This window comes from Lactiplantibacillus mudanjiangensis (assembly GCF_005405385.1).
Classification (GTDB): domain Bacteria; phylum Bacillota; class Bacilli; order Lactobacillales; family Lactobacillaceae; genus Lactiplantibacillus; species Lactiplantibacillus mudanjiangensis.
In genome coordinates this window covers 16333-39834 of sequence record NZ_BJDY01000002.1, presented here as the reverse complement: position 1 = coordinate 39834, position 23502 = coordinate 16333, and the positions used below count along the sequence as shown (strand labels likewise).

General features: G+C 43.5%; 27 protein-coding genes and 1 other annotated feature. Of the genes, 3 read left to right on the top strand and 24 right to left on the bottom strand.

Annotation, left to right across the window (positions count from 1 at the left end):
• Positions 1 to 542: 542 nt before the first annotated feature.
• Positions 543 to 1313 carry a TrmH family RNA methyltransferase gene (locus FFM84_RS01005; RefSeq protein ID WP_130843854.1) on the bottom strand — a complete coding sequence of 257 codons (771 nt, stop codon included), beginning with the start codon at positions 1311 to 1313 and terminating at the stop codon, positions 543 to 545.
• A gap of 128 nt (positions 1314 to 1441) precedes the next feature.
• Between FFM84_RS01005 and FFM84_RS01000 the strand changes: the two genes are divergently transcribed.
• Positions 1442 to 1714, top strand: coding sequence for an acylphosphatase (locus tag FFM84_RS01000; protein ID WP_130843855.1), 273 nt, complete (start codon positions 1442 to 1444; stop codon positions 1712 to 1714).
• 64 nt (positions 1715 to 1778) lie between these two features.
• Positions 1779 to 2717 carry a membrane protein insertase YidC gene (gene yidC, locus FFM84_RS00995; RefSeq protein WP_130843856.1) on the top strand — a complete coding sequence of 313 codons (939 nt, stop codon included), beginning with the start codon at positions 1779 to 1781 and terminating at the stop codon, positions 2715 to 2717.
• Between the two features lie 51 nt (positions 2718 to 2768).
• On the opposite strand, the gene FFM84_RS00990 is transcribed toward yidC, so the two are convergent.
• The 4 genes from FFM84_RS00990 to FFM84_RS00975 form a co-directional block, all read right to left on the bottom strand.
• Positions 2769 to 3707: a 1,4-dihydroxy-2-naphthoate polyprenyltransferase gene (locus tag FFM84_RS00990; RefSeq protein ID WP_130843907.1), complete on the bottom strand. Its 939-nt coding sequence runs from the start codon at positions 3705 to 3707 to the stop codon at positions 2769 to 2771.
• A gap of 642 nt (positions 3708 to 4349) precedes the next feature.
• Positions 4350 to 6005 carry a HAMP domain-containing sensor histidine kinase gene (locus tag FFM84_RS00985; protein ID WP_130843857.1) on the bottom strand — a complete coding sequence of 552 codons (1656 nt, stop codon included), beginning with the start codon at positions 6003 to 6005 and terminating at the stop codon, positions 4350 to 4352.
• Complete coding sequence (locus FFM84_RS00980; protein WP_003638551.1) at positions 6005 to 6691, bottom strand: response regulator transcription factor; 687 nt, start codon at positions 6689 to 6691, stop codon at positions 6005 to 6007. The genes FFM84_RS00985 and FFM84_RS00980 overlap by 1 nt, the downstream gene beginning before the upstream one ends.
• Before the next feature lie 196 nt (positions 6692 to 6887).
• On the bottom strand, positions 6888 to 8216 hold the full coding sequence (locus FFM84_RS00975; protein WP_130843858.1) for a replication-associated recombination protein A: 1329 nt from the start codon (positions 8214 to 8216) through the stop codon (positions 6888 to 6890).
• A gap of 152 nt (positions 8217 to 8368) precedes the next feature.
• Between FFM84_RS00975 and FFM84_RS00970 the strand changes: the two genes are divergently transcribed.
• Entirely contained in the window at positions 8369 to 8668 is a 300-nt protein-coding gene (locus FFM84_RS00970; RefSeq protein WP_130843859.1) for a bacteriocin immunity family protein, read from the top strand.
• A 115-nt stretch (positions 8669 to 8783) separates the two neighbouring features.
• Here FFM84_RS00970 and gnd read toward each other — a convergent pair whose 3' ends face one another.
• The 19 genes from gnd to thrS all read right to left on the bottom strand — a co-directional run bounded on the left by gnd (position 8784) and on the right by thrS (position 23184).
• Positions 8784 to 10220, bottom strand: coding sequence for an NADP-dependent phosphogluconate dehydrogenase (gene gnd / locus FFM84_RS00965; protein WP_130843860.1), 1437 nt, complete (start codon positions 10218 to 10220; stop codon positions 8784 to 8786).
• 239 nt (positions 10221 to 10459) lie between these two features.
• Complete coding sequence (locus FFM84_RS00960) at positions 10460 to 11047, bottom strand: hypothetical protein (RefSeq protein WP_130843861.1); 588 nt, start codon at positions 11045 to 11047, stop codon at positions 10460 to 10462.
• A gap of 143 nt (positions 11048 to 11190) precedes the next feature.
• Positions 11191 to 11805 carry an aldo/keto reductase gene (locus tag FFM84_RS00955; protein ID WP_263854348.1) on the bottom strand — a complete coding sequence of 205 codons (615 nt, stop codon included), beginning with the start codon at positions 11803 to 11805 and terminating at the stop codon, positions 11191 to 11193.
• Positions 11806 to 11831: 26 nt separating this feature from the next.
• Positions 11832 to 12134 (bottom strand): aldo/keto reductase, encoded by a 303-nt coding sequence (locus FFM84_RS16385; protein WP_263854347.1) that lies wholly within the window; start codon positions 12132 to 12134, stop codon positions 11832 to 11834.
• A gap of 187 nt (positions 12135 to 12321) precedes the next feature.
• Positions 12322 to 12501 (bottom strand): 50S ribosomal protein L32, encoded by a 180-nt coding sequence (rpmF, locus tag FFM84_RS00950; protein ID WP_130843862.1) that lies wholly within the window; start codon positions 12499 to 12501, stop codon positions 12322 to 12324.
• Between the two features lie 62 nt (positions 12502 to 12563).
• Positions 12564 to 13118: a YceD family protein gene (locus FFM84_RS00945; protein ID WP_130843863.1), complete on the bottom strand. Its 555-nt coding sequence runs from the start codon at positions 13116 to 13118 to the stop codon at positions 12564 to 12566.
• A 124-nt stretch (positions 13119 to 13242) separates the two neighbouring features.
• Positions 13243 to 14391, bottom strand: a complete 1149-nt coding sequence (locus FFM84_RS00940) for a nucleotidyltransferase (RefSeq protein ID WP_130843864.1) — start codon at positions 14389 to 14391, stop codon at positions 13243 to 13245.
• Between the two features lie 9 nt (positions 14392 to 14400).
• On the bottom strand, positions 14401 to 15135 hold the full coding sequence (locus FFM84_RS00935; protein WP_130843908.1) for a class I SAM-dependent DNA methyltransferase: 735 nt from the start codon (positions 15133 to 15135) through the stop codon (positions 14401 to 14403).
• Positions 15132 to 15488 carry a ribosome silencing factor gene (gene rsfS / locus FFM84_RS00930; RefSeq protein WP_130843865.1) on the bottom strand — a complete coding sequence of 119 codons (357 nt, stop codon included), beginning with the start codon at positions 15486 to 15488 and terminating at the stop codon, positions 15132 to 15134. Before rsfS ends, FFM84_RS00935 begins: the two co-directional genes overlap by 4 nt.
• A 23-nt stretch (positions 15489 to 15511) precedes the next feature.
• Complete coding sequence (gene yqeK, locus FFM84_RS00925; RefSeq protein WP_130843866.1) at positions 15512 to 16129, bottom strand: bis(5'-nucleosyl)-tetraphosphatase (symmetrical) YqeK; 618 nt, start codon at positions 16127 to 16129, stop codon at positions 15512 to 15514.
• Positions 16113 to 16748 (bottom strand): nicotinate-nucleotide adenylyltransferase, encoded by a 636-nt coding sequence (locus FFM84_RS00920; protein ID WP_130843867.1) that lies wholly within the window; start codon positions 16746 to 16748, stop codon positions 16113 to 16115. The genes yqeK and FFM84_RS00920 overlap by 17 nt, the downstream gene beginning before the upstream one ends.
• A gap of 13 nt (positions 16749 to 16761) precedes the next feature.
• Positions 16762 to 17076, bottom strand: coding sequence for a ribosome assembly RNA-binding protein YhbY (gene yhbY, locus FFM84_RS00915; RefSeq protein WP_130843868.1), 315 nt, complete (start codon positions 17074 to 17076; stop codon positions 16762 to 16764).
• Between the two features lie 9 nt (positions 17077 to 17085).
• Positions 17086 to 18219, bottom strand: coding sequence for a ribosome biogenesis GTPase YqeH (gene yqeH, locus FFM84_RS00910; protein WP_130843869.1), 1134 nt, complete (start codon positions 18217 to 18219; stop codon positions 17086 to 17088).
• Positions 18219 to 18746 (bottom strand): YqeG family HAD IIIA-type phosphatase, encoded by a 528-nt coding sequence (locus FFM84_RS00905; RefSeq protein WP_130843870.1) that lies wholly within the window; start codon positions 18744 to 18746, stop codon positions 18219 to 18221. Before FFM84_RS00905 ends, yqeH begins: the two co-directional genes overlap by 1 nt.
• A 560-nt stretch (positions 18747 to 19306) precedes the next feature.
• Positions 19307 to 19522 carry an XRE family transcriptional regulator gene (locus FFM84_RS00900; RefSeq protein ID WP_225424685.1) on the bottom strand — a complete coding sequence of 72 codons (216 nt, stop codon included), beginning with the start codon at positions 19520 to 19522 and terminating at the stop codon, positions 19307 to 19309.
• A gap of 370 nt (positions 19523 to 19892) precedes the next feature.
• Positions 19893 to 20252 carry a 50S ribosomal protein L20 gene (gene rplT / locus FFM84_RS00895; RefSeq protein WP_130843871.1) on the bottom strand — a complete coding sequence of 120 codons (360 nt, stop codon included), beginning with the start codon at positions 20250 to 20252 and terminating at the stop codon, positions 19893 to 19895.
• 37 nt (positions 20253 to 20289) lie between these two features.
• Positions 20290 to 20484 (bottom strand): 50S ribosomal protein L35, encoded by a 195-nt coding sequence (gene rpmI / locus FFM84_RS00890; protein ID WP_003638526.1) that lies wholly within the window; start codon positions 20482 to 20484, stop codon positions 20290 to 20292.
• Positions 20485 to 20506: 22 nt separating this feature from the next.
• Positions 20507 to 21007: a translation initiation factor IF-3 gene (gene infC, locus FFM84_RS00885; protein ID WP_165444389.1), complete on the bottom strand. Its 501-nt coding sequence runs from the start codon at positions 21005 to 21007 to the stop codon at positions 20507 to 20509.
• A 43-nt stretch (positions 21008 to 21050) separates the two neighbouring features.
• Positions 21051 to 21174, bottom strand: a sequence feature (ribosomal protein L20 leader region).
• 45 nt (positions 21175 to 21219) lie between these two features.
• Positions 21220 to 23184, bottom strand: a complete 1965-nt coding sequence (gene thrS / locus FFM84_RS00880; protein WP_130843873.1) for a threonine--tRNA ligase — start codon at positions 23182 to 23184, stop codon at positions 21220 to 21222.
• Positions 23185 to 23502 lie beyond the last annotated feature (318 nt).

The window sequence follows — 23502 nt, the reverse complement described above, 5'->3', positions numbered from 1 at the left end:
TCCCTTTACTTAATAACTACCGCTATTCTACTAAAAAGTAAGTGAATTTGAAAGTATTTTGTTTACCAAACAAGCTTAATTTAACAAACGATATAACTTTTGGGGACGACGCTCGCTGATTCAAAAGTAGATTTTCTTGCCACCTACCGTTCGCCCACCTTGAGCCGGAACGCTGTGGGTGGACCGTCGTTTTGAGCCACCCACAGCGTGTCTCAAAAGCGCCAAGCTCTAAGCGATAAATCGCTAAGAGCTCCCACGGCTGGGCTCAATGTGGAGGCACTCTCGGTTATGATGGTGATTACAAGATTGCTTGGTATTCGCAATACAACCGGAGCCAGCCAGTGATGGCGCTGGCCGTGAAAACATCGTTAGTCCGGGTGATTTTCCCGGTCTTACGATGTAGCCGACTTTTGAGACTAGTGGTTTTGGCTAGGCTTAAAAGCGAGGTGGAAGCCCGTCCTTTGGCTGAAACCGGTCCCCACAGCCGGCAGAATCACTGGCTGGCGTAGGTGACTCATTTAATACCAATCAGATTTCTATCCTTAGCGATATAAGCCAAACATAAGAATTCCGGCGGCAATCGCCACGTTCAAGGACTCGGCACGACCCTTGATTGGAATATAAAGATTCTTATCGGTTTGCGCCAGTAGCACATCACTCATCCCGTTACCTTCGTTCCCCATAATCAAGCCAAAGCTGGCTGGTGCATCGATATCTAAATATTGCGCCGCTTCTGGATTCAACTCCGAACCGTAGACTGGTTTATCTTCAGCGTGGAACCGGGCCACTAATTCACCCAAATCAGTACTGATTAATTGTAAATGAAACTGGCTCCCCTGCATCGATCGTTCAACTTTTGGTTGATGAATATCTACGGTCCCAGTCCCAAATGCCACACCGGCAAAGCCAGCTGCATCGGCCGTTCGGACCATTGTCCCAATGTTACCGGGATCTTGCACATTATCTAATAACAACCACGGCCGCGTTAAATCCAAATTCGCTAACGGATCAGCAGCCGCTTTTGGCAAATTCGCAACCGCAAACACACCTTGTGGGGTAACGGTGGCACTGATATGACTCGCTACTTCTTCAGAAATTTCAATTACCGCTGGAAACTGGGTTAAATCCGGTTCCGTTGCCAACTGTTTCGCCGTAATCAACAACGTGCGAATGGCAACGTGGGCTTTAACAGCCTCGTTAACTAAGTGCCAACCATCTAATAAATATTGACCTTGTTGTTTTCGACCTTTTTTCGTTTGTAACTTTTTCCACCCTTTAACGTGGGCATTTTGCAATGAATTAATTTTTTCCATGTTAAACTCCAATTCTATCCGCTGGTTAATATCGACTAGTATAGCATATTCGAGCACCTCACAACCTTACAGTCCAGCCATTCCATGCTATTATATTAGATAGACGCTAGAATAAAGGAAGTGACAATATGCGAGCAGTAACCCTCCAAGCCAGTGGCCGCGTGCAAGGCGTCGGTTTTCGCTGGGCCACTAAAGTCGCCGCCGATAAGTGCGGTGTTAATGGTATCGTCCGAAACTTAATGGATGGCTCCGTTTTTATTGAAGCCGAAGGAGAAGATCAACGAATCGCCGTGTTTATCGACGTTATTCGTCAATCTCCAACTGATTTTGGTCGCGTTGATCATTTAATCGTGCATGAAAGCGAGCCACAAAACTATCATAATTTTCGGATAACCAATTGAAATCCCTGCCGCTCTCTAGTATCATCATGTTTATATGTAAAAAAGTGAAGGGGATTATTAACTAGTGAAAAATAAAAAAGCGCTGACCGTCACACTGGCACTCTCCAGTTTAGCCTTATTTTTAAGTGGCTGTGTTCAGACAAAAAATGGGAAACCGTATGGCTTTATTTACGATTACCTGGCTAAACCTGGGCAAGTTGTCATGCAATGGATGGCCCACCTTTTTGGCAATAACTATGGCTGGGCCATTATCGGTTTAACCGTGTTGGTTCGTTTAGTCCTATTGCCAATGATGGTTAACCAACAACGCAAGTCCACCTATCAACAAGAAAAGATGGCCGCTGTTCAACCAGAAATGAAGAAGATTCAAGCGGCTCAAAAAGCAGCGACAACGCAAGAAGAAAAAGCAGCTGTCAGCAATCAAATGATGCAACTCTATAAAGACAACGGGATTAGCATGACCGGTGGGATTGGTTGTTTACCATTATTGATTCAATTGCCAGTCTTCTCTGCTTTGTATTACGCGATTCGCTACTTGCCAGAATTGTCAAAAGCACAATTCATGGGTATCACCTTAGGGAAATCCAGTTTCTTGTTAGCTGCCCTAGCTTTTGTTTCTTATGTTGGTCAAGGTTACTTGTCTATGATCGGTTTACCACAAGAACAAAAGAAAACAATGCGGACGATGTTAATCGTTAGTCCAGTCATGATCTTCTTTGTTTCGATGTCTGCGCCAGCTGGTTTAGGATTATACTTCTTCGTTGGTGGGCTCTTCGCCTGCTTGCAAACGTTGATTATCAACTTCTTCCGGCCACGTATTCGTCGCGAAGTTGAGGCTGAACTTAAAAAACACCCAATTAAGCCAGTGATGCCAGCTGCTAGTGCAACGGCTAAACCCGTCCAAGCAACTGAACAACCGGCTGATGATGATGCTGCAACACCACGTAACGCTCGCCCAACTGGTGGTCGTAACGCCGGTAAGCAACAACGTCACCGTAACTAAATGATTGTAACGAAAAAGCCAACCGAAATTTGCGGTTGGCTTTTTTGCTGACTATAAAATGATGCCAATAATTAGCGCTAAAATTTGCATGCCTTGAAACAGCATTAAGTTTTGTGGTGCGGTGTTAAACGTGGTCTCTTTGACTTGTTCAGCATTGAAAACCTTGATATTCTTTAAAATCTTAGGTAAAACTAACAATACTAACAATTGATACCACGGTAAAATCTGTAGTCCCACACTAACAAGCACTGGGATATACGCTAATAAGGCTAAAACATCATAGGTTTTAATTGCCCGTTTACGACCGATATAATATGGGACCGTATACCGTTTGTTACGAATATCTTGATCCAAGTCACAAATATTATCAGCTAACATGATGTTCGCCACCAAAAAGATATTTGGAAGACCAACTAAAATCATAACAAGAATATTTTGTAGGTTTCCAACGATTGCGAATTGTGGCCAGGCAAACGTAAAGCCCATTAAAACCGGCGTTGCCACATTCATATAAACCGCTAAGAAAAAGACCCCAAAGCCTTCGACAGTTCCCGACAGTAACTCCCCTAGTGGAAAACGTGAGAATGGCACCGGACCATACGTATAGAAGATTGCCACGCCAATGGCCGCTGCCCCCATGAATAATAAGAGCAAATTCGTTTTAAAAACCAATACGATCCCAAGAATAATTGCAGTTGCTAGCATCACCAACATCAAATGTAACGACCGTTTCGGTGACAAATGTTCACGACCAATAATATTATACGTATCGCGATAATGCAGATCCACCGCTAAATAATAATCTTGAACGTTATTAAACCCCGTCACAAATAGTGCGATTGCGACTTGCGCAATTAAGTAAATTAACGAATTTACCCAATTAAACGCATGAAAATAATAAATTGAAAATAAAATCCCAATAAAATACGGCACAACACTCGCCGCTTTGGCATTCAACCGAATGAACTGTAAGAAAATTTTAACCGTCATTGGCCGATAAGCTGTTTCGTTCGTCAACCCCAACGCCCCCCTAAATAATTAACTTGCCTCTTCACTATACCAGTCTTTGAAGGGCTTGCAAACAGAGCGGGGCAAAAGTGGCCTTACTAATCACCTACCGTTCGTCCACATTGAGCCGGAACGCTGTGGACGGACCGGTCGAGCCAAAAACCGGTCTCGACCATCGTTTTGAACCACCAAGTCCGTGTTTCAAAAGCGCCAGACTCTAAGTGATAAATCGCTAAGAGCTCCCACGGCTGGGCTCAATTTGGACTCACTTTCGGCTGTGTTAGTGATTACTAAAATGATATTGCAAACTAACCGGAGCCAGCCAGTGATGGCGTCGGCCGTGAAAACATCGTTAGGCCGGATGATTTTACCGGACTTTACGATGTGGACGACTTTTGAGACTAGCGGTTTTGGCTAGGCTTAAAAGCGAGGTGGAAGCCCGTTTTTTGGCTGAAACCGTTCCCCACAGCCGGCATAGTCACTGGCTGGCGTAGGTGACTAATTTGGTCATAATTCAAACTAATACTAGTATGATTTCTATCATCATATTTGACTTTCAATCTTCAACTATCAATATTTGGACACCAAAAAGGCGCTTGGCTGTTACCCCAAACGCCTCCATCACTATTTTGATGTATCATCGTGCTCATGATCATCCAAAGGTGCTTCATCTAAATCTTGTATTGCTGGTTTAATGCCAGCTGGTCGTTCTGTTTTGGCAATCTTTTCAACGGCATCCGTATCCGCTTCGGCTTGCGCCAGCAACGTTGGATCTTTCAAGATCGGCAATCGGAATCGGAAGATCGACCCATGTCCGACCACTGATTCCACACTAATCTTGCCATGATAGCCTTCGACTAACCGTTGGGCAATCGACAACCCTAACCCATTACCGCCTTTATCACGGCTCCGCGCCTTATCCACGCGGTAGAACCGATTAAAGACGCGATCAAGGTTATCTTTAGCAATCCCCTCACCAAAATCTTGAACCGCCACTTCCACGTAACGAATATCCGTCGACAAAGATAGATGGATTTCTTTACGCTTGGTTGAATATTTCACCGCATTATCCAGCAAAATAATCAACAACTGTTCCAAATGATTTCGATAAATTTGAGCATAAATTGGTTGCTTAACATCGTCATCGAAGGTAAACACAAAGTCTGGATGAATCATCTTAAAATCATTAAATGCTTGTGTCACAAGTTTTTGAACATCGGAGGTCTCATGACCAAAGTTAATCTCTAGTTGTTCAACCCGTGAAAGGTCCAGCATTTCTTGAACCAAGCTTTGCATCCGCTTAGTTTCTGACAACGACGCCGACAAGGATTCTTCTAAGACTTGCGGATCGTCTTTCCCCCAGCGATTCAACAGTTCCATGTGGCCTTGAATAATTGCGACCGGTGTCCGCAATTCATGTGAGACGTCTTCGACGAACTGCTGCTGCTGCGTAATATAGCGTTGCATCTGATCTAGCATATCGTTAAACAGCATTGCTAAGTCAGCCAACTCATCGTTACGATTTAGATCAGGTACTCGGGAATCTGTCTGTGGGTCATCTTTGACCGCGTTAATCGTTTGCGTGATTTTTCGCATCGGCCGTAATAAGAACGCCGCCAAAAAATAACCAAACAATGTTGCACCAAAGACAGCAATCAACGTCATCACAATAAAAATCCAAACCAAATTGTGCGTCGTCGTATGGTAGTCTTTCAAATTATTCGTTATCTGAACGTAACCGATCAATTGATGTCCCGTTGATGCATGAATCGGTGCGCGCCCTACCAACTGCATCTGACTTCCATGCCCCACTGTTTCAGTCTGACGCGTGGTCGTTTTTTGGAACTCATGCGCATCTTTACGTGAGATATAGAGCGTAATACCGCTAGGATTGTAGACGGTCACAGCCAGATTTGTTCGTGACAACGCAGTTAAATCGGAATCTGAGAAAATGGTTGTTTGAAGGGCCCCCTTTTTCCGCGATTCCATACTGGTCGCTGGCTCAACATTGGCTTCTGGTTGTAATTTAGCGGCCACTGATTTAATCGTGAGATCTTTAGTTTCGGTTCGCAAGGATTGCTGAACCGTGGTGACGGCACTCACCACGTCACGTTGTTCTTGACGCAATAAGAGGTTCGTGAAACTCTTATACACCAAGATTGAAAAACAAATAAAAATGAGCGCGGTCCCGATTGCGGTCCCTAGCGCCCATTTCCACTTCAATGACCAACGTTTACGTGGTTGCGGTGTCGTAACCGAAGCATCCGTGGTGGTCGTCATTAGGACCGGATCACGTATCCTGTCCCACGAACAGTTTGGATATAACTCTTTTCGCCTGGTCGGTCAATCTTGTTCCGTAAGTAACGGATATAGACATCAACGACATTGGTTTCAACTTCGGATTCATAACCCCAGACCTTGTTTAACAAGACATCTCGCGCTAAGACCACGTTGATATTTTCCATTAACGTTAATAATAATTCGTATTCACGCTTAGTCAGGTTGATGACTTCATCGCCCCGTTTAACAACTAAGTTTTCTTTTTCGATCGTTAAGTCTTTGTAAGTAACCGTCGTTTGTTTCGTGCTTTGTTGTTCGCTTTCAAGGTCAATTCGGCGTAACAAGGCCCGTAAACGTGCCAATAATTCTTCGATTGCAAATGGTTTAACGATATAGTCATCGGCCCCATGGTCTAAGCCAGAAACCCGATCAATAACTGAATCACGAGCAGTCATCATGATAATTGGCGTATTCTTGACTTCACGCACCCGACGGCAAACTTCTAACCCATTTAATTCTGGCAACATTAAATCGAGTAAGATGGCGTCAAAATCTTCAGCTAACGCAGCGTCTAAGCCTTTACGGCCATTATATTCAACTTGAATGTCGTAACCTTCATGTTTTAATTCCAGTTCGACAAAGCGGGCGAGATTCTTTTCGTCCTCAATAATTAATATTCGACTCATTTACTTTTAGTCACTCCTAATATTCAACTTATCTAACTTGCGTACTGCTTAGTGTTTAATGAGAAACGACCCCCAATAAACATGTACAACATGTTATTTTAACATGAATACGCTAATTTTCCTACACCTGAAATCAAGGGAAACCTTCATTTAGCTCTCATTCTAGCAGGTTTTCACTTAAAAGCAATTTTGAGGACTAATCAGCCGGATGTGCCTGGTGCCATTGCTTAATCGCTGTGAGTCGTTGTTGCCACGCTTTTTCTTGGCCTTGATCGGTCGGTTCATAATACGTCTGGTTAGCCAATTCTGGGGGCATGGTGGTCATCGTTGTCAACTTAGCCGCCGTATCATGCGCATATTGATAATCGTCGCCATAACCTAAATCTTTCATTAAGGTCGTCGGCGCATTTCGAATCTGTAATGGTACCGGTAAGTTACCTTTGGCGCGCACATCAGCTTGAGCCGCCGACTTGGCCGCATACAACGCATTTGATTTTGGCGCTAATGCCAAATAAGTCACGGCTTCAGTCAAATTCACATCACACTCTGGCATCCCAATCAATTGGCAAGCTTGAAAAACCGCGACGGTTAATGGCAAGGCTTGACGATCAGCGAGTCCAATATCTTCACTAGCAAATCGAATCAGTCGCCGCGCAATATATAACGGATCTTCGCCACCATTAAGCATGCGCATAAGCCAATAAATAGCCGCATCTACATCACTATTGCGCATCGATTTGTGTAACGCCGAAATCATATTATAGTGTTCTTCACCATTTTTATCGTAGCGTAACGATTTAGTATTAATGAGTTGGTGTAACCCAGCCGTCGTAATCGTCGTTGTTTGGCCCTCATGTTCACCATTTAAAACGGCCATTTCTAGTGTGTTTAAGGCCATTCGCGCATCACCATTGGCAAATTCAGCAATCAATTGTAAGGTATCCGATTGTAGGTTGACCGTTAGCTGCGGAAACCCTTGTGGACTCGCTAACGCCGCTTTCAAAATTTCCGTCAGCGCGTCGGTTGTCAACTCTTTGAGGACGAGAACCTTACAACGTGACAATAAAGCCGCGTTAATTTCAAATGATGGATTTTCAGTTGTCGCACCAATTAGGGTAATACTCCCCCGCTCAACGTAAGGCAAGAACGCATCCTGTTGCGCTTTATTGAAACGATGGATTTCATCAATGAAGACCATCGTACGTTCGCCAAAGTCACGATTGGCTTCGGCTTCATCCATAATCGTCCGAATTTCTTTAATCCCAGTTGTCACCGCACTAAATGTGATAAAGTGCGATTTCGTTTGCCGGGCAATAATTTCCGCCAACGTGGTCTTACCAACACCGGGAGGACCCCAAAAGATCAACGAGGGCATCTGATCTTCGGCAATGAGTTGCCGTAATAACTTTCCCGGTCCCAATAAATGGTCTTGACCTTTAAAACCATCCAGCGTAGTTGGCCGGACCCGATAAGCCAACGGGCTACTAGTCCCCCGATACGTATTAAAAAGTGATTCTTGTTTCAATTTAGCACCCCGTTTCATCGTCAAACTGTTAAGGTAATTATAACGCAAACGTACGTTCGATACAAAAAAAGCGGTCATTATTTATTTTTAAAATATTGACTATCATTATTCAATTAAAGTGCTATAATTCAGTGTCATGGGGGATGATTAACATGTTAAAGAACGAAAAAGCAGAACGTTTATTCCAACAAATTAGTGCCGTTTATAATGATCCAGAAGTTGCTAAAGAACCTGAGTTAGAGGCAAAATTACTCGCTTGTGCGCAAGAGTTGGCAAAAGAGGAAAATTATCTTTTAAGTGCAACTAAAGCTAACGCGATTATGGTTGGCGCTATTCGTACCCACATGCAGCATCCAATCAAAGCGTTGAATACCCTTTACACGCAAACGGCCCGCACCTCTGAATATTATTGGGGCGTCGCTGTAGCATCAATGCTAAGTCCAATTTGGTAAAATTAACTTTAAATTCAACAACGACTGACTAGCTTTAATGGCTAATCAGTCGTTTTTTGCGCAAAAAAACGACCCTAATCGTACAGATTGAGGTCGTTATGGTTAACTTAACGATTTATTGTTCTTCATACCAAGTGTAATGGAATAACCCTTCACGGTCAGTCCGTTCGTAGGTATGGGCACCAAAATAATCCCGTTGTGCTTGTAACAAGTTAGCAGGTAAAACTTCAGCCCGGTATGAGTCGTAGTATGATAATGCGGCACTGAATGATGGTACGGGAACGCCGGCTTGGATAGCCAAGCTTAAGACGTCACGCGTTGATTGTTGGTACTTCGCTGCGATATCAGCAAAGTAGTCATCCATCAATAAGTTGTTTAAATCAGGCTTCTTATCAAAAGCATTGGTAATGTTTTGTAAGAATTGAGCCCGGATGATACAACCGGCGCGCCAGATTTGTGCCAATTCGCCGTACTTCAAGTCCCAGCCGTAATGTTCAGCGGCAAAGCGTAATTGTTCGAAACCTTGTGCGTAGCTCATGATCTTACTGAAGTAAAGGGCTTCGCGAATCTTTTCAACCAATTCTTCTTTGGCTGGTAATTGCACATCGTTCTTAGGACCAGCTAACTTCTTAGAAGCAGCAACCCGTTCGTTCTTCATCATTGAGATGTAACGTGCATAAACGGCTTCCGTGATCACTGATTGTGGTACTTGGACGTTCAAGGCATCTTCGGAACTCCACTTACCAGTCCCTTTGTTGTTCCCACGATCTAAGATCATGTCAACGATAGGCTTCGTCTTGTCGTCACCTAAGTCGTCTTTACGTGACAAGATGTCAGCCGTAATTTCGATTAAGTAACTGCTTAATTCGCCCTTGTTCCATTCAGTGAAGACGTCAGACATTTCATCAACTGATAAGCCCGCAACATTACGCATAATGTTGTAACTTTCATCGATCAATTCTTCGTCACCGTATTCGATCCCGTTATGAACCATCTTAACGTAATGACCGGCACCGTTAGCGCCGATGTAAGTGACACATGGTGCGCCATCTTGAGGAGCTTTGGCTGAGATTTGTTCCAAGATTGGGGCAACTAAGTCATAAGCTTCTTTTTGGCCACCTGGCATCAAAGAAGGCCCTTGTAAGGCACCTAATTCACCACCGGAAACACCCATCCCAATGAAGTTGATGCCGGATTTGTCCAAACGGGCATTCCGAGCAATCGTATCATTGAAGTTCGTGTTCCCACCATCGATCAACACATCGCCTTTATCAAGCAATGGCAATAATTCATCAATCACAGCGTCAGTTGGTTTCCCAGCTTTAACCATCATGATAATCCGACGTGGTTTTTCAAGTGAAGCCACGAAGTCTTCGATCTTATAACTTGGCGTTAACTTCTTTTCTGCATGGTTCTTCATTACTTCTTCAGTTTTGGCACCTGTCCGGTTAAAAATAGCGACTTGATAGCCGCGGCTTTCAATGTTCAAAGCCAAATTTTTACCCATGACAGCCATACCAATGACACCAATTTGTGGTTTTTTGTTACTCATTAGATGTTAGCCTCCCAAATTTTACTACGTGACAATCGTACCAAAAACGCGGGATTAATTAAAGTAATTTGAGCCGTTTTATCAAAAAAGTTTCATATTTTTTATATTTTTGCGAAAGTTATTTTCATATTATTTAATATATAAAAAAATCAACCAAGAACTATGCATTCTCGATTGACTAATTGGTAGTATGTCTTCAGACATTGTATTGAAATAGATATCTTTAAACAAAAACAGTTTTACTTTTTAACATAGTGATACATATTATAATTCCAGCCTTTATTTTTACCCATAATTCCAATGTTAATCGTCTTTGTCTTACTCTTATAGCCTTTGACTTTAGGTGCCTTAATCTTAACCATCGTGCCAACCAGACCTTTGACCGTATACTTAACATATTTTTCATGTAAATTAGAAGTTGTGTAATAGGCGAGACTGCCTTTAGCCGTCACAGCTTTCTTGGATTTAGCATTTTTTGCTTGCTGTTTAGCAGAAATGACCTTCATAAAGACAAATGGATTTGTTCCATAGCCAACGCTACCATCTTTAAATACCGTAATGGCACCAATGGTACTATCTTCCATATCTTTATAACCTTTATACTTCGGTGTTTTAACGGCCGTTGTTTTACCATATGGCAAGGTAACCTTGAAGTCATGCCATTTACCGTCTTTCCAGATTAATTTCTTAATCACTACTTTTTTTATCTTAGTCGCAGCTTGGGCAGTCACTGGTTGACTCACCTGATCAGACACAACCCCAACAACTGCACCAGCCCCCGTTAAAGCTGTACCCACTGCTAAACCCGCTAACCATTTTTTTGACATGATCATCAAACTCCTTTTGTACTTATTATTTTATGTCGCCGTTATCATAGCATAACCGTGCGACACACCATGTCGTTTTTCCCAAAAGGAGAAAAATAAATAAAAAAGACTCGTTTTTCACGAGTCTACAATCAATTTAAGCGTTATTTTCCTGTTTCACGCATATCCTGTTTCCAAAATCCGATCGTATTAGCAGTTGTCTTCGCAGCCGCTGCTTCTAGCGTTGCGACTTCGGCAGCCGATAAGTTTGTTACCGCCACTTGAGCCGCCTCCGTGACTTGATGAACCTTAGTCACACCAATAATCGGTAATGTACCTTTAGATAAAGCCCAGGCCATCGCCGTTTGGGCCACGGACAAATCGTGCTTAGCGCCGACTGCCTTCAATTGTTGAATCAAAGTCGTTAATTCAGGTAATTGTGGATTATAGACCTTTCCTCGTGCACTATCTGCCGGGAAAGGATGATCGACATCATATTTACCGGTTAAGGCACCTTGTTCCAAAACCATGTACGCAAAAAAGGTGATGGCTTGTTGATGACAATAAGCCAAAATGCCCGCTTGTTCGGAAGTCCGATCTAACAAGCTTAAATGATTCTGCACCGCGTCTAATTTAAAACCAGCCGCACCTAAAATAGCTTGTACCCGTTTAATCTCGGGTAACGTATGATTTGAAATCCCAATATGCTTGATTTGGCCGCTTTTCAGGAGTGGAATAAGCTGTGGCGTCCATTTTTCAACATCGTCATCATTATGAATCCAATAGTAATCAAAATAAGCCGTTCCTAGTCGTTGCGTACTCCCTTGAACATGTCCATGACCGGATGCTCACCGGTACCGGCCAATTGTGGTGTAAACTTCGTCGAAACAACCAACTTTTCACGCGGCGTGGTCCGCATTAATTGCCCTAAAATCGTTTCAGAATTGCCTTTACTATACGCATAAGCAGTGTCCCAAAAGTTCAAGCCCCGTTTAATTGCTTCATCGTAAACTGCCTTAAAATGTTCGGCCGAATAGCCGTTACCAAAATAATTATCGGTATCGCCCCACGCCCAAGCACCTAAGACAATCTTTGCAGCTGTTGTCATTGATGATCAGTCTCCTTTAACTTAACTAGTTCACTTTAAGCATACGACCACTCAAATCAAAAAGCGACCGTTAATCATGATAAAAATATGTACAAAAAAACTCGCCTAAGCGAGTTTTTAGATCGTATTCAGATGAAAAGTCCCATGCGCCATGGCCGCACTGCGGCTTTTCAGCAACTAAATCAAATTAGTTGTTTACTTTTACGACTTGTTTACCGTTGTAGAAACCACAACTTGGGCAAACGCGATGAGAAATCCGTAATTCGCCACAATTTGGGCATGGTGCCAAATTTGGTGTAGCCAATTTAATATGACCACGACGGTTGCGTTTACGCATCTTAGATGTTCTTCTTGCTGGTACAGCCATCAACCTACACCTCCTTTAAATAATTTTCACTTAATGTGAGATTATGATAGGTCTAGCGCAATTTAATCCTTGGCTTCCTGATCAGGGAACAGGTTTTTTAACTTTGCTAAACGCGGATCAACAGTTTTATGTTCTGCAGCTTGCTTCGCAAGGTCATCTTCACTGATAACCTCCCACCCTTGTCCAGTGGGCATTGCTTCGCCATTTTGTTCAGCTTCAGAAAGAATCTGCATGGGGATACGAACCAAAATGTTATCCTCTACAGCAACATCAAAATCGAGCATTTCGTCTTCCGGTAAGACAATCACCGTATCTTCTTCGTCAAAACGTTTCAGATCCGTGCCTTCTGGGACGTAAATTTCTGTCATTTGAAAGGCCAATGGCAATGCCACTGGCGTCAGTGAACGTGTTGAAGGCACCGTTAACCGGGCCTCAACCTTCGCTGAAATTAGCACGTTACCCTTATCATATGACGCGTAGCCGGTCACTTGAACGGCTTCAACATCATAGATATCTTTTGGATAACGCGTCATCAGGTCGTGTTTTAAGTCCAATGCTTCATCAAACTGAAGTGGTTCATCACGATAGCTTCGCAGCTGGCTCAAAGACCATTTCATTTAAAAACCTCCTAATGCAACGTGATAAATTATACCTGTGTGAAAATCCTTTGTCAATGTTTTTTCCTTGACAGGCGCAAAAGCCCGTCAATAAACACCACCATACCAAGAAAACACGTAGCGGTCAACCAAGATTATCCGTAAATCGCCACGGTCGTCGATATAAATCTTGATGTTGCTGATTAATCAACTCATACACCCGACCAGCGCGATAATCCAAGGCAAGTTCGTGCAACCGTAGATCCTTATTAATCTTCGTATATAGTGGCATCGTCAACGACTTTTTAACTTGATGCAAATATTGCTGACCGGTGGCACTAAAGCCCAATACGCGCAAATAAGGACGCGCTTGTGCCGTCTGCACCTCAGTAGTAGTCAATTGTAACAATGCCGCTGCGGCCACCCGTTGCAAGCGCGTATACGTGTACCGTTTGGATTTGACCTGTGCTAAAAAGTCTTCAAAATTTGACGCATTTTGAACCATATCCTGCATCCGATATTCTAAACCCTCTGCCATTTGATCATACTGACCACTGCGATCAACCGTAGTAGTGAGCAATTGATACTGCAAATGCGGCCAAAAATCGGCCCAACTGACTAACCGATTCGATTTTAACTGGGCGAGTGTCTCTGCCGGCACAACTCGTTCAACTTGATCCCAGTTACCTGCTAAAGCAGCTTGGCGAATTGCCGTGCCACTGGCAAACTGATCTCCTTGAATCGCAGTATCATTGTGATCTGAGCCGAGCCGTTGCATGGGTATCAAGCGCATCGGTGCGCCTAGGCGTTGATTAGCCACATAGTAGCAGAACCCTAACATATCATTCGCCTTAGTCAACGCTTGCCCCGTAGCGGTCTTTAAAGCCGCGTTAAACAACGTTGCATAGGTCGCATTGAACTGTTTAAACGCCTCACGTCCCGATGGAAAAGCGGCCATTAACTGACTAAAATCCAAATCTGGATGTTCCGCGCCAAAAACCAAGCTTTCACACCCTAACTCAGCTAAGAGTCGTACCCCGCCTTGGGCAAATAAATGGGCCGGCTGCATCGCATAAAAAACCGGCAACTCAATCACTAGATCCGCACCCGTTTGTAACGCTAACTGGGCCCGAGTCCATTTATCCAGGATCGCTGGTTCACCACGCTGTAACCAATTGCCGCTCATCACGACGACGGTACAATCTGCACCGGTTAGTGCCTTAGCTTGTTGTAACTGATAAACATGGCCGTTGTGTAATGGATTATATTCCGTAATAACCCCAACTGCCCGCATATTGATCACCTACTTTTGACAGTCAAAGAACCAACGGGTAGTTTGCTCATCCGGTGCTTGTTGACCGAAGTCAGCCGTCACCGTCACGCGACTAAAGCCAGCCGCTGCTAAGGCCTGTTGGTAAGTTGCCAAGTCATAAGTTTGTTCTTGATGCAATTCACTCACTTCATCAAACCCTTGCTTATCTGCGTTCCAAATGAAGAACGTTAAGTCATGTTCCGCACTATGAGGCGTTTCGCCCGCATAGCTGGTCCACATAAACGCCCGTTCATCATCACGATAATTGTACATATACCCCGGATAAATATCATCCGTTTGGTGTGGCGTAATGACATCGAACAAAAACTTGCCATCGGCCGTTAAATGCTTAGCCACCTCACTAAACGCTTGTTGAACCTGGTCAATATCCGGTAAATAACAAAATGAGTCCGCAAAGCACGTCACCGCACTAAACGTCCCAATTTCTGATAAATCTAACATATTCCCTTCAACTAACGGAATCGCAACATCAGCTTCTTCGGCATGTTGTTGGGCCAAGGCTAACATATTATCAGACAAGTCAAGCCCCGTCACGTGATAGCCTGACTGGGCTAATAAAACGGCTAGGCGACCCGTTCCACAGGCCAATTCCAAGACTTCACCATCTTGATTAGGTAATTGACGACGCACAAAATCCAGCCATTGCTGGTACATGGCTGGATCGAAGAGTTCGTCGTATAATTCGGCAAACGTCTGGTAGATCATGCGTTTACCCATTGGGCGATATCAACTAATGGTGCATCGGCCCATAATTTTTCTAAGTTGTAATGTTGACGCGCATCCTTTTGGAAAACGTGCACAACCACGTCACCACAATCGATTAAAATCCATTCACCGGCCAAACGTCCTTCAACACTTTTGACATCAGAACCCGCTTTACGGATAAATTCAACGACGCTATCCGCAATCGCTTGTACTTGACGTTTTGAGTCAGCTGAGGCAATCACGAAGTAATCAGCCATCAAGCTCACTTTTTCCACGTCTAAGGCCACAACATCTTCGGCCCGTTTGTCATCTACGGCTTCAACCGTTAATTGTAATAATGCTTTGCTATCCATGTATTTCTTCCTTTGTTGTTTAATTATTTAGTCGTAACGGTGCCCACACCACCAACCCAAGCATTATAAGTTGCTAAGGTTTGCGGATAAACCGCTTGGCCCTTTTCAACCAAGTACGCTAAGGTATGTTGGATTTGATACCGAACACCCGCAGCCAAGGACTGCTTCGTTAATTTCCGTGCTTCTTCAACCCCCGGGAAGTCCCGGTTAGGTTCAATAAAATCAGCCATAAAGGTAATCTGGGCTAACTTTGACATGTACGGCGCACCGACTGTATGCAACCGTACCGCTTGTAAAATATCTTCATTCGCAATGTGGAGCTCATCTTTGATTAATTCTGCCCCAACGACACCATGCCAAACCCCATTGCCATAATGCACGAGTTCAGGGTCAAGCCCACGCGTTTTGATCAACTCAATAAAGGTTGCATCGTCACGTTGTTTGGCATAATCATGCAACAATCCCGTAATTGCGGCGAGCTCTGGATCAACACCATTAGCTGCCGCTAGTTCACGAGCCGTTTGTTCAACGCGTAAACAATGCTGGTAGCGTGCTGGCGTTAACTTGGCCGCCACTTTGGCCATTAATTCGTCATGGGTGTATGGCACTAGATTTTCTTGATACTCAATTGGCTTGCTCATATAAGTGATGCTCCTTAATATAATCTTCAACCGCTGCTGGAACCAGATATTTCACCGTGTGTCCCCGACTAACTTTCTGCCGGATCTGCGTTGAACTAATATCGACTAATGGGGCATCGACCCACATCACGGGATATTGACTCGTTGTCGGATACCCATTACGTTTGATCCCGACAAAAGTGACTAACTTCACCAGATCATCAATGCGATACCAAGTGTGTAAATAGTCTACCATGTCGCCACCAATAATGAAGTAATAATGCACCTCTGGATGTTGGGCCTTGAGGGCTTTAATCGTATCGTACGTATAACTTTTACCACCGCGCTTGAGCTCAGCGGTTTCTAATTTGAATAACGGATTATCCGCGATGGCGCGTTCCACCATATGCTGGCGGTCACTGGCTGCGATCGCTTTTTTCTCATCCACATGAGGTGGCTGGGCGTCCGGCATAAACCGAACTTCATCTAACCCCAGTTGGTCACCCACTTGTTGTGCCATGATTAAATGGCCCAAATGTGGTGGATTAAAAGTACCACCAAGAATACCGACCCGCTTTTGCGGGATATCGGTTACCATTTCAGCAACAACTTGCGTAGCTGTTTGATTAACCGTCTTCAAACCAAATTCCTCCCTAGATCTTGGCAACTGCCAATGAAATCTTTTGGTAATCAGCCTTGCTAGCTGGTAAATAAAGCACTAAGACGCGACCAATCGTTTGAACCACCGTAATTGGGGTGTTACTTTCAATCGCTTCTTTGACTTCATCAGTGGTCACATCAGCATTTTGTAAGATGTTGACCTTAATTAATTCACGCTTATCAAGCGCCACCACTAATTGATTTAACCATTCTTCAGTTAAGCCATTTTTACCAACGGCAAACATTGGCCGCAAATGATGCGCTTGACTTCTTAAATAGCGTTTTTGTTTTCCACGTAAGTTTTCCATGTCATTCTCCTATTGTCTATTAATCATTGCTGGTCGTGTTAACACATCGACCCCTTGAGGCGCCCAACCAGCGACACGCGTGTCAGCAGGCACAGTGACCCAACCGAGACCTTCAAAGACGACATCACTAACCGCAGTCGTCTTGAATTCATGCCGAACCAATGGTGGAAAATCGGCCACGGCATCACCAGTTGGTGGCGTGATCAATTCACCGACATGCTTTTCATAGAAGTTTTCAGCGTTTTCAGTTTTCGTCCGATGCAACGTTAAGTTGTTATCTACATAAACGACCCCCGCTGGTTTCACGGTATCAATGATGTCCAAACGGGCAACACCACCTAAGAAAAGCGTTTGCCCATTACCTAATTGGTAATTTTTAGGCCGAATTTCCTTTTGTGGTGACGCCAGCTTCAAATCATCTCCAGTTAAAACATGGGCCATTTGTTCTTGATGAATGATCCCAGGGGTGTCAACCATCTTGTGGCCGTCATCCAATGGAATTTCAATCTTATCGAGCGTGGTCCCAGGGAATCGAGATGTGGTAATCAAGTCTTTTAAGCCAGTATTATTGGCAATAATCCGGTTAATCAACGTTGACTTCCCAACATTGGTGACCCCAACCACATACACATCGCGACCGCGACGATACTTTTCGATTAAAGCTAACAAGTCATCGATCGCATTCCCACGTTTTGCACTAGTTAATGCCACATCAACTGGCTTGATGCCATGGGCAAAAACTTGTTGTTTCATCCATTCTTTGAGCTTCGTTCGACGTAATTGACGTGGTAAGACGTCTTCTTTGTTCCCAACTAGTAAGATCGGATTATCACCGACAAACCGTTGTAAACCGGGAATAATACTCCCATTCAAATCAAAAATATCCACGACATAAACGACTAACGCATCGGCGTCACGAATCGTCGCTAATAAATGCCGAAAATCGTCATCGGTTAAACCGACTGGCACGATTTCATTATAATGCCGTAATCGGAAACAACGTTGGCAATAAAGATCTTGAGTGTCATCAGCTAATGACTTCTTCAACGCTGAAGCAGGCGTATAACCTGCTGCTTTAGGATCGGTTGTTTGAATGGCTGCGCCACAACCGATACAATATAAAGTTTCTTGTGCTTCGCTCACTATTTAAGCTCCTTTTGAAAATGCATTGTCGGATAACGCCGGGCTAGGCTCTTCTTAATAAACCGTTCAAAGAAACGATTGATCCGTGTATTCCACGCATCGGTCATCACGATTGGCCGTACTAAGATACTGGCCACCCCCGCTAACCGGGAAGCCCACATATCCGTAATATACTGGTCACCGACCATCACCACTTCACTAGACCGTAGTCCTAACTGACGACGGGCCTTATTAATCCCAAATGGCAATGGTTTTAACGCACGTGACACGAATGGCAAATCCAGCGCTTGTAACGCCTTAGCGACACGGTCTTGTGAATTATTGGAAACAACCACGACAGGAATACCCGCGTCTTGTAACGCATGTAGCCACTGCTTAAGTTCCGGGGTACCATCAGGATTGTCCCAAGCAATCAACGTATTATCAAGGTCGGTCAAAACCGCCTTAATCCCTTGAGCCCGTAATTGGGCCGGTGTAATGTTATAGATGGCATCGAGCATCCAAGTTGGTTTAAATTGCTTAATCATTGTTTTCCCCTTCGCTACTGTTATCGTATTAGGTGTTTGGCCGGGACCTTACTGACCTATTTTATCATACTACCGGTAATCCTTGATGCGGATTTTCATTAAAATGCTAATGAAGTCATCTCTACATCATAGTTGGTTTTTGTTTATTAAGCAAATTTAAATGATGATCGATTTAACGATACACCGACTTGGAAGTCAAATAGTTAATGGATTTTGATTGACTGGTTTTTAACCATCTTGTACTTCACACTACTTTTCACTATGAAAATCAGTAAAAAAAGGCTTATTGAATCAAGGTAAACTCGATTCGATAAGCCTTATTAATGATTGGTAATTTTCAAGATAGTGAGATTATCCCTACATGCGTGGGGAATACTCATACATAGCCACATAACGCAATATAAAGCGTTATACCTTCTCATAATACAAATACAATTCTTTAAGCGCGTCAACGTACTGTTTTACAGCCACCACATACCGCACTCTTACATATTAACTATAATCGCTTACTTGTCTATGTATCTCAACGATCCTTGCAACTCATCTCACAACCATCATGCCTACTCATCACAAACCCTATCATCTTTAATCACCTTATAGCGATAGTCTAATAGCTTTTGTGCTACCTTAACACTAATGTTTTCTACGGGCCTTTCACCACTCTTTAAACGCCTTATGAGCGTGTTGTCTACACCTGTATCTTTGCCTATCCTATAAGCCGTCAAATCACTATCTAATAGTGTTTGTATCTCACGTACGATATTAATTTCTTGCATTGTCCTAACCTCCACATTATAATTAGTGTATATAAAAAGACAAAGGTTGTCATTACCAACCCTTGCCAAGTCGCGAATTCGGCGCGGTGAAACTAATCTTTAGACTAATCCTTGTGGTTGGTCTTTTTTATTATCTCAAAGACCTTAACCACGGGATCATCCCTACGTGCGTGGGGAATACACTAAACAAACAGCGCCACGACAGTATTTCATTTTTCCAACAACCCTAATTTACATGAGTTTGCATTTTAATTATAGCCTAAATACCCTCGCTAATACGCAGAAAAATACCAATGTATAAAAAAAGAGACGCCATCCAAATGATGACATCCCTTCTCAACCTTGCCGTTAATGGCTTGGATTTTTTTAATTAAGCTGCAAGAGCTTTCTTAGCTTCGTCAACCAAAGCTTTGAATGCATCAGCATCGTTAACAGCTAAGTCAGCCAACATCTTACGGTTCATGTCGATGTTAGCAAGCTTCAAACCATGCATTAACTTGCTGTAACTCATGTCGTTTAAACGAGCTGCCGCGTTGATACGGGCAATCCATAAACTACGGAAATCACTCTTACGCTTCTTACGATCGCGGAATGCGTATTCGTAAGATTTCATTACTTGGTCCTTAGCAACCTTAAATTGGATGTGCTTTGCACCACGGTAACCTTTAGCTAATTTTAAAATGCGTTTGCGACGCTTGCGTGTAACAGTTCCACCTTTAACTCGAGCCATGTTTGTTTCCTCCTAGATTTAACTAAAACGTTGTGAATTATTTTTGTAATAACTTGTGGTATGTTTTGACCATTGGCTTTTCAATAATAGCCGTACCACGTAATTGGCGACGTTGCTTCTTAGTCTTACCATGGAAACGGTGGCTAGTAAAAGCATTGGCACTCTTAATCTTACCCTTAGCGGTCACTTTAAAACGCTTTGCTGCAGCGCGGTTTGTCTTTTGTTTTGGCATAATCAATAATCCTCCTAGAAATTTACTTCTCAGCTTTTGGTGCTAACACCAAGAACATGCTCCGCCCATCCATCTTTGGATAAGCTTCAACTGACGCAAATTCTTTAGTGGCTTCAATCATTCGATTTAAGACTTGACGACCAATCTCTTTATGAGTAATGGCACGACCCTTAAACCGGATGGAAACCCGAACTTTGTCACCTTTTGACAAGAACTTTTCAGCATTTTTCAGCTTTGTGTTAAAGTCATTGGTGTCAATGGATGGGCTTAAGCGCACTTCTTTGATGCTAACAACTTTTTGTTTCTTACGTGCTTCACGTTGCTTCTTTTGTTGCTCGAAACGATACTTCCCATAATCCATAATTCTGGCTACAGGTGGTTTCGCTTTCGGTGCAACTAAAACAAGGTCTAAGCTTGCATCTTCAGCAATCTGCATTGCTTCTTGTCGTGACTTGACACCTAATTGTTCACCATCACTGGCAATCAAACGTACTTCGCGAGCACGGATGCCGTCATTAACCATTGAATCCTTAGCTATGGTAATTCACCTCCGTAAAATTTCGAGAAATCCACAAAAAGAGCGGGCGCATAATACGCCCGCTCAACCCCGTTAATGGGAATTAATTCATCGTTCATCTGCCCGACGACTTTAGTCACCTAGGCGAGAAGCGGGTGCTTCTGCTTTTTTTCTCAACTCCAATATAATACCAGAGTCAAAAATTAGTGTCAAGGGTTTTATTTGCTAGCGCCCCGACTGTAGTTTCGAACTTCTTGAGTGATGGCACCGATGAACATATCAACGGCTTCAGATTCAGTCCGTTCTTCCCCGTACTTACGTACCGAAACATTCCCGGTTGAAACTTCTTGATCCCCAACAACTAACAAGTATGGAATCTTCTTAGTTTGTGATTCGCGGATCTTGTAACCCATCTTTTCGTTCCGGTCATCAACACTAACCCGAATACCAGCTTCAGCCAAACGACGACGAACGTTTTCAGCGTATTCGCCGTGAGCACCATTGTTAACTGGGATGATCGTGACTTGTTTAGGTGCCAACCAAGTTGGGAACGCACCCTTATAGATTTCAGTCAAGTAAGCCGTGAAACGTTCCATCGTTGAAACTAACCCACGGTGAATCATGACTGGACGATGTTCTTCACCATCAGAACCAACGTACTTCAAGTCGAAGCGTTCTGGTAATAAGAAGTCTAATTGGATGGTTGATAACGTTTCTTCACCACCGAGGGCCGTCTTCGTTTGAACGTCCAACTTAGGACCGTAGAAAGCAGCTTCCCCTTCAGCTTCGAAGTAGTCGAGACCCATGTCATCCATGGCTGACTTCAACATCTTTTGACTCCGTTCCCACATTGCGTCATCATCGAAGTATTTTTCTTTATTTTCAGGGTCGCGGTAGCTTAAACGGAACCGGTAATCTGAAATATCAAAGTCTTCATAAACTTCAACCATCAATGACAAGATCTTCTTGAATTCTTCTTCAATTTGATCCATGGCAACGAACGTATGACCATCATTTAAGGTCATTTCACGAACACGTGATAACCCAGTCAAAGCACCAGATTTTTCATAACGGTGCATCATCCCAAGTTCCGCAATCCGCAATGGTAATTCACGGTATGAGCGAATATGATGGTTGTAAATTTGGATATGTGAAGGACAGTTCATTGGACGTAATTCCAATTGTTCGCCATCACCCATGTCCATTGGTGGGAACATGTCTTCACGATAGTGATCCCAGTGACCAGATTGCTTGTAAACATCCAAGTTAGCTAAAACTGGGGTGTAAACGTGTTGGTAGCCGTTAGCAACTTCCTTGTCGATGATGTAACGTTCGATTTGACGACGGATCGTGGCACCATTTGGCATCCAGTAAGGTAAGCCATTACCGACTTTAGGATCAACGAAGAATAAATCAAGTTCATTCCCGATCACCCGGTGATCACGTTCGCGGGCTTCTTGACGCCGTTTTAAGTCAGCATCTAAGTCTTTTTGCTTCAAGAATGCTGTCCCGTAAATTCGTTGTAACATTGGATTGCTGGACTTGCCTTGCCAGTATGCACCGGCAACCGACAATAACTTGAAGATCTTGGCTTTACCAGTTGAAGCCAATTGAGCCCCATCTGATAAATCAACGAAATCGCCTTGCTTGTAAACAACGACTTGACCGTCATTGGCAGCAGCACGTTCGTTAACTAAGTCTTGTTGGTAAGGGTTGTCACCAACTAAAGCTAACGCGTCAGCCTTTGATAAAACTTCACGTTCGATTGGTAAGTTTTCTTTGACGATGGCTTGCATCTTCAACGTAATAGCTTCCAAATCGTCTTCACTAACTTGCTTGCCATCTTCGTCCGGATTGTCGGTATCAAAGAAGAAGCCGTTAGCATTGCCTTCACCACTCCCAAAGTGAATGTTTGGGAAGAGTTGTTTAACCGCATTAGCCAAGATTTGGGCAGCAGTTTGACGTAACACTGCTAAACCTTCATCACTATCAGCAGCCACGATTTCAATGGCACCATCCGTGGTTAAGGGTTGGCGATAATCAACGACTTCACCGTTGAACTTCCCAGCCACTGACCGTTTAGCCAATGAGGGACTGATTGATTTTGCAATATCTTCCGTCGTTACGCCGGCATCGAATTGCTTTTCCGCGCCATCTGGAAATTTAACCTTAATACTTGCCATAAAATAGACACACTCCTTCAAAATTTACCCACTCACCAAAACGAACCATGCGCCGGGACGACAAAAAAGTCCCCACTACTAGACATAACTAGTAATAGGGACGTGATTGACGTGGTTCCACCCGATTTTTCAGTAACTTAAAGTCACTGACTCATTAGCGCTAATAACGGACGCGTTCCGGCTCTGTTGAGCATTACCGCAAAAGTGGTATCTCAAAAAATCTGGTCCAAGACTTCCAGAAAGTGTCTTGGTCTCTGTGATCCATGATTAATTGAGCATGTCTTTTGCATCTGTTTTCAATTAAACCACTTTTGTTTC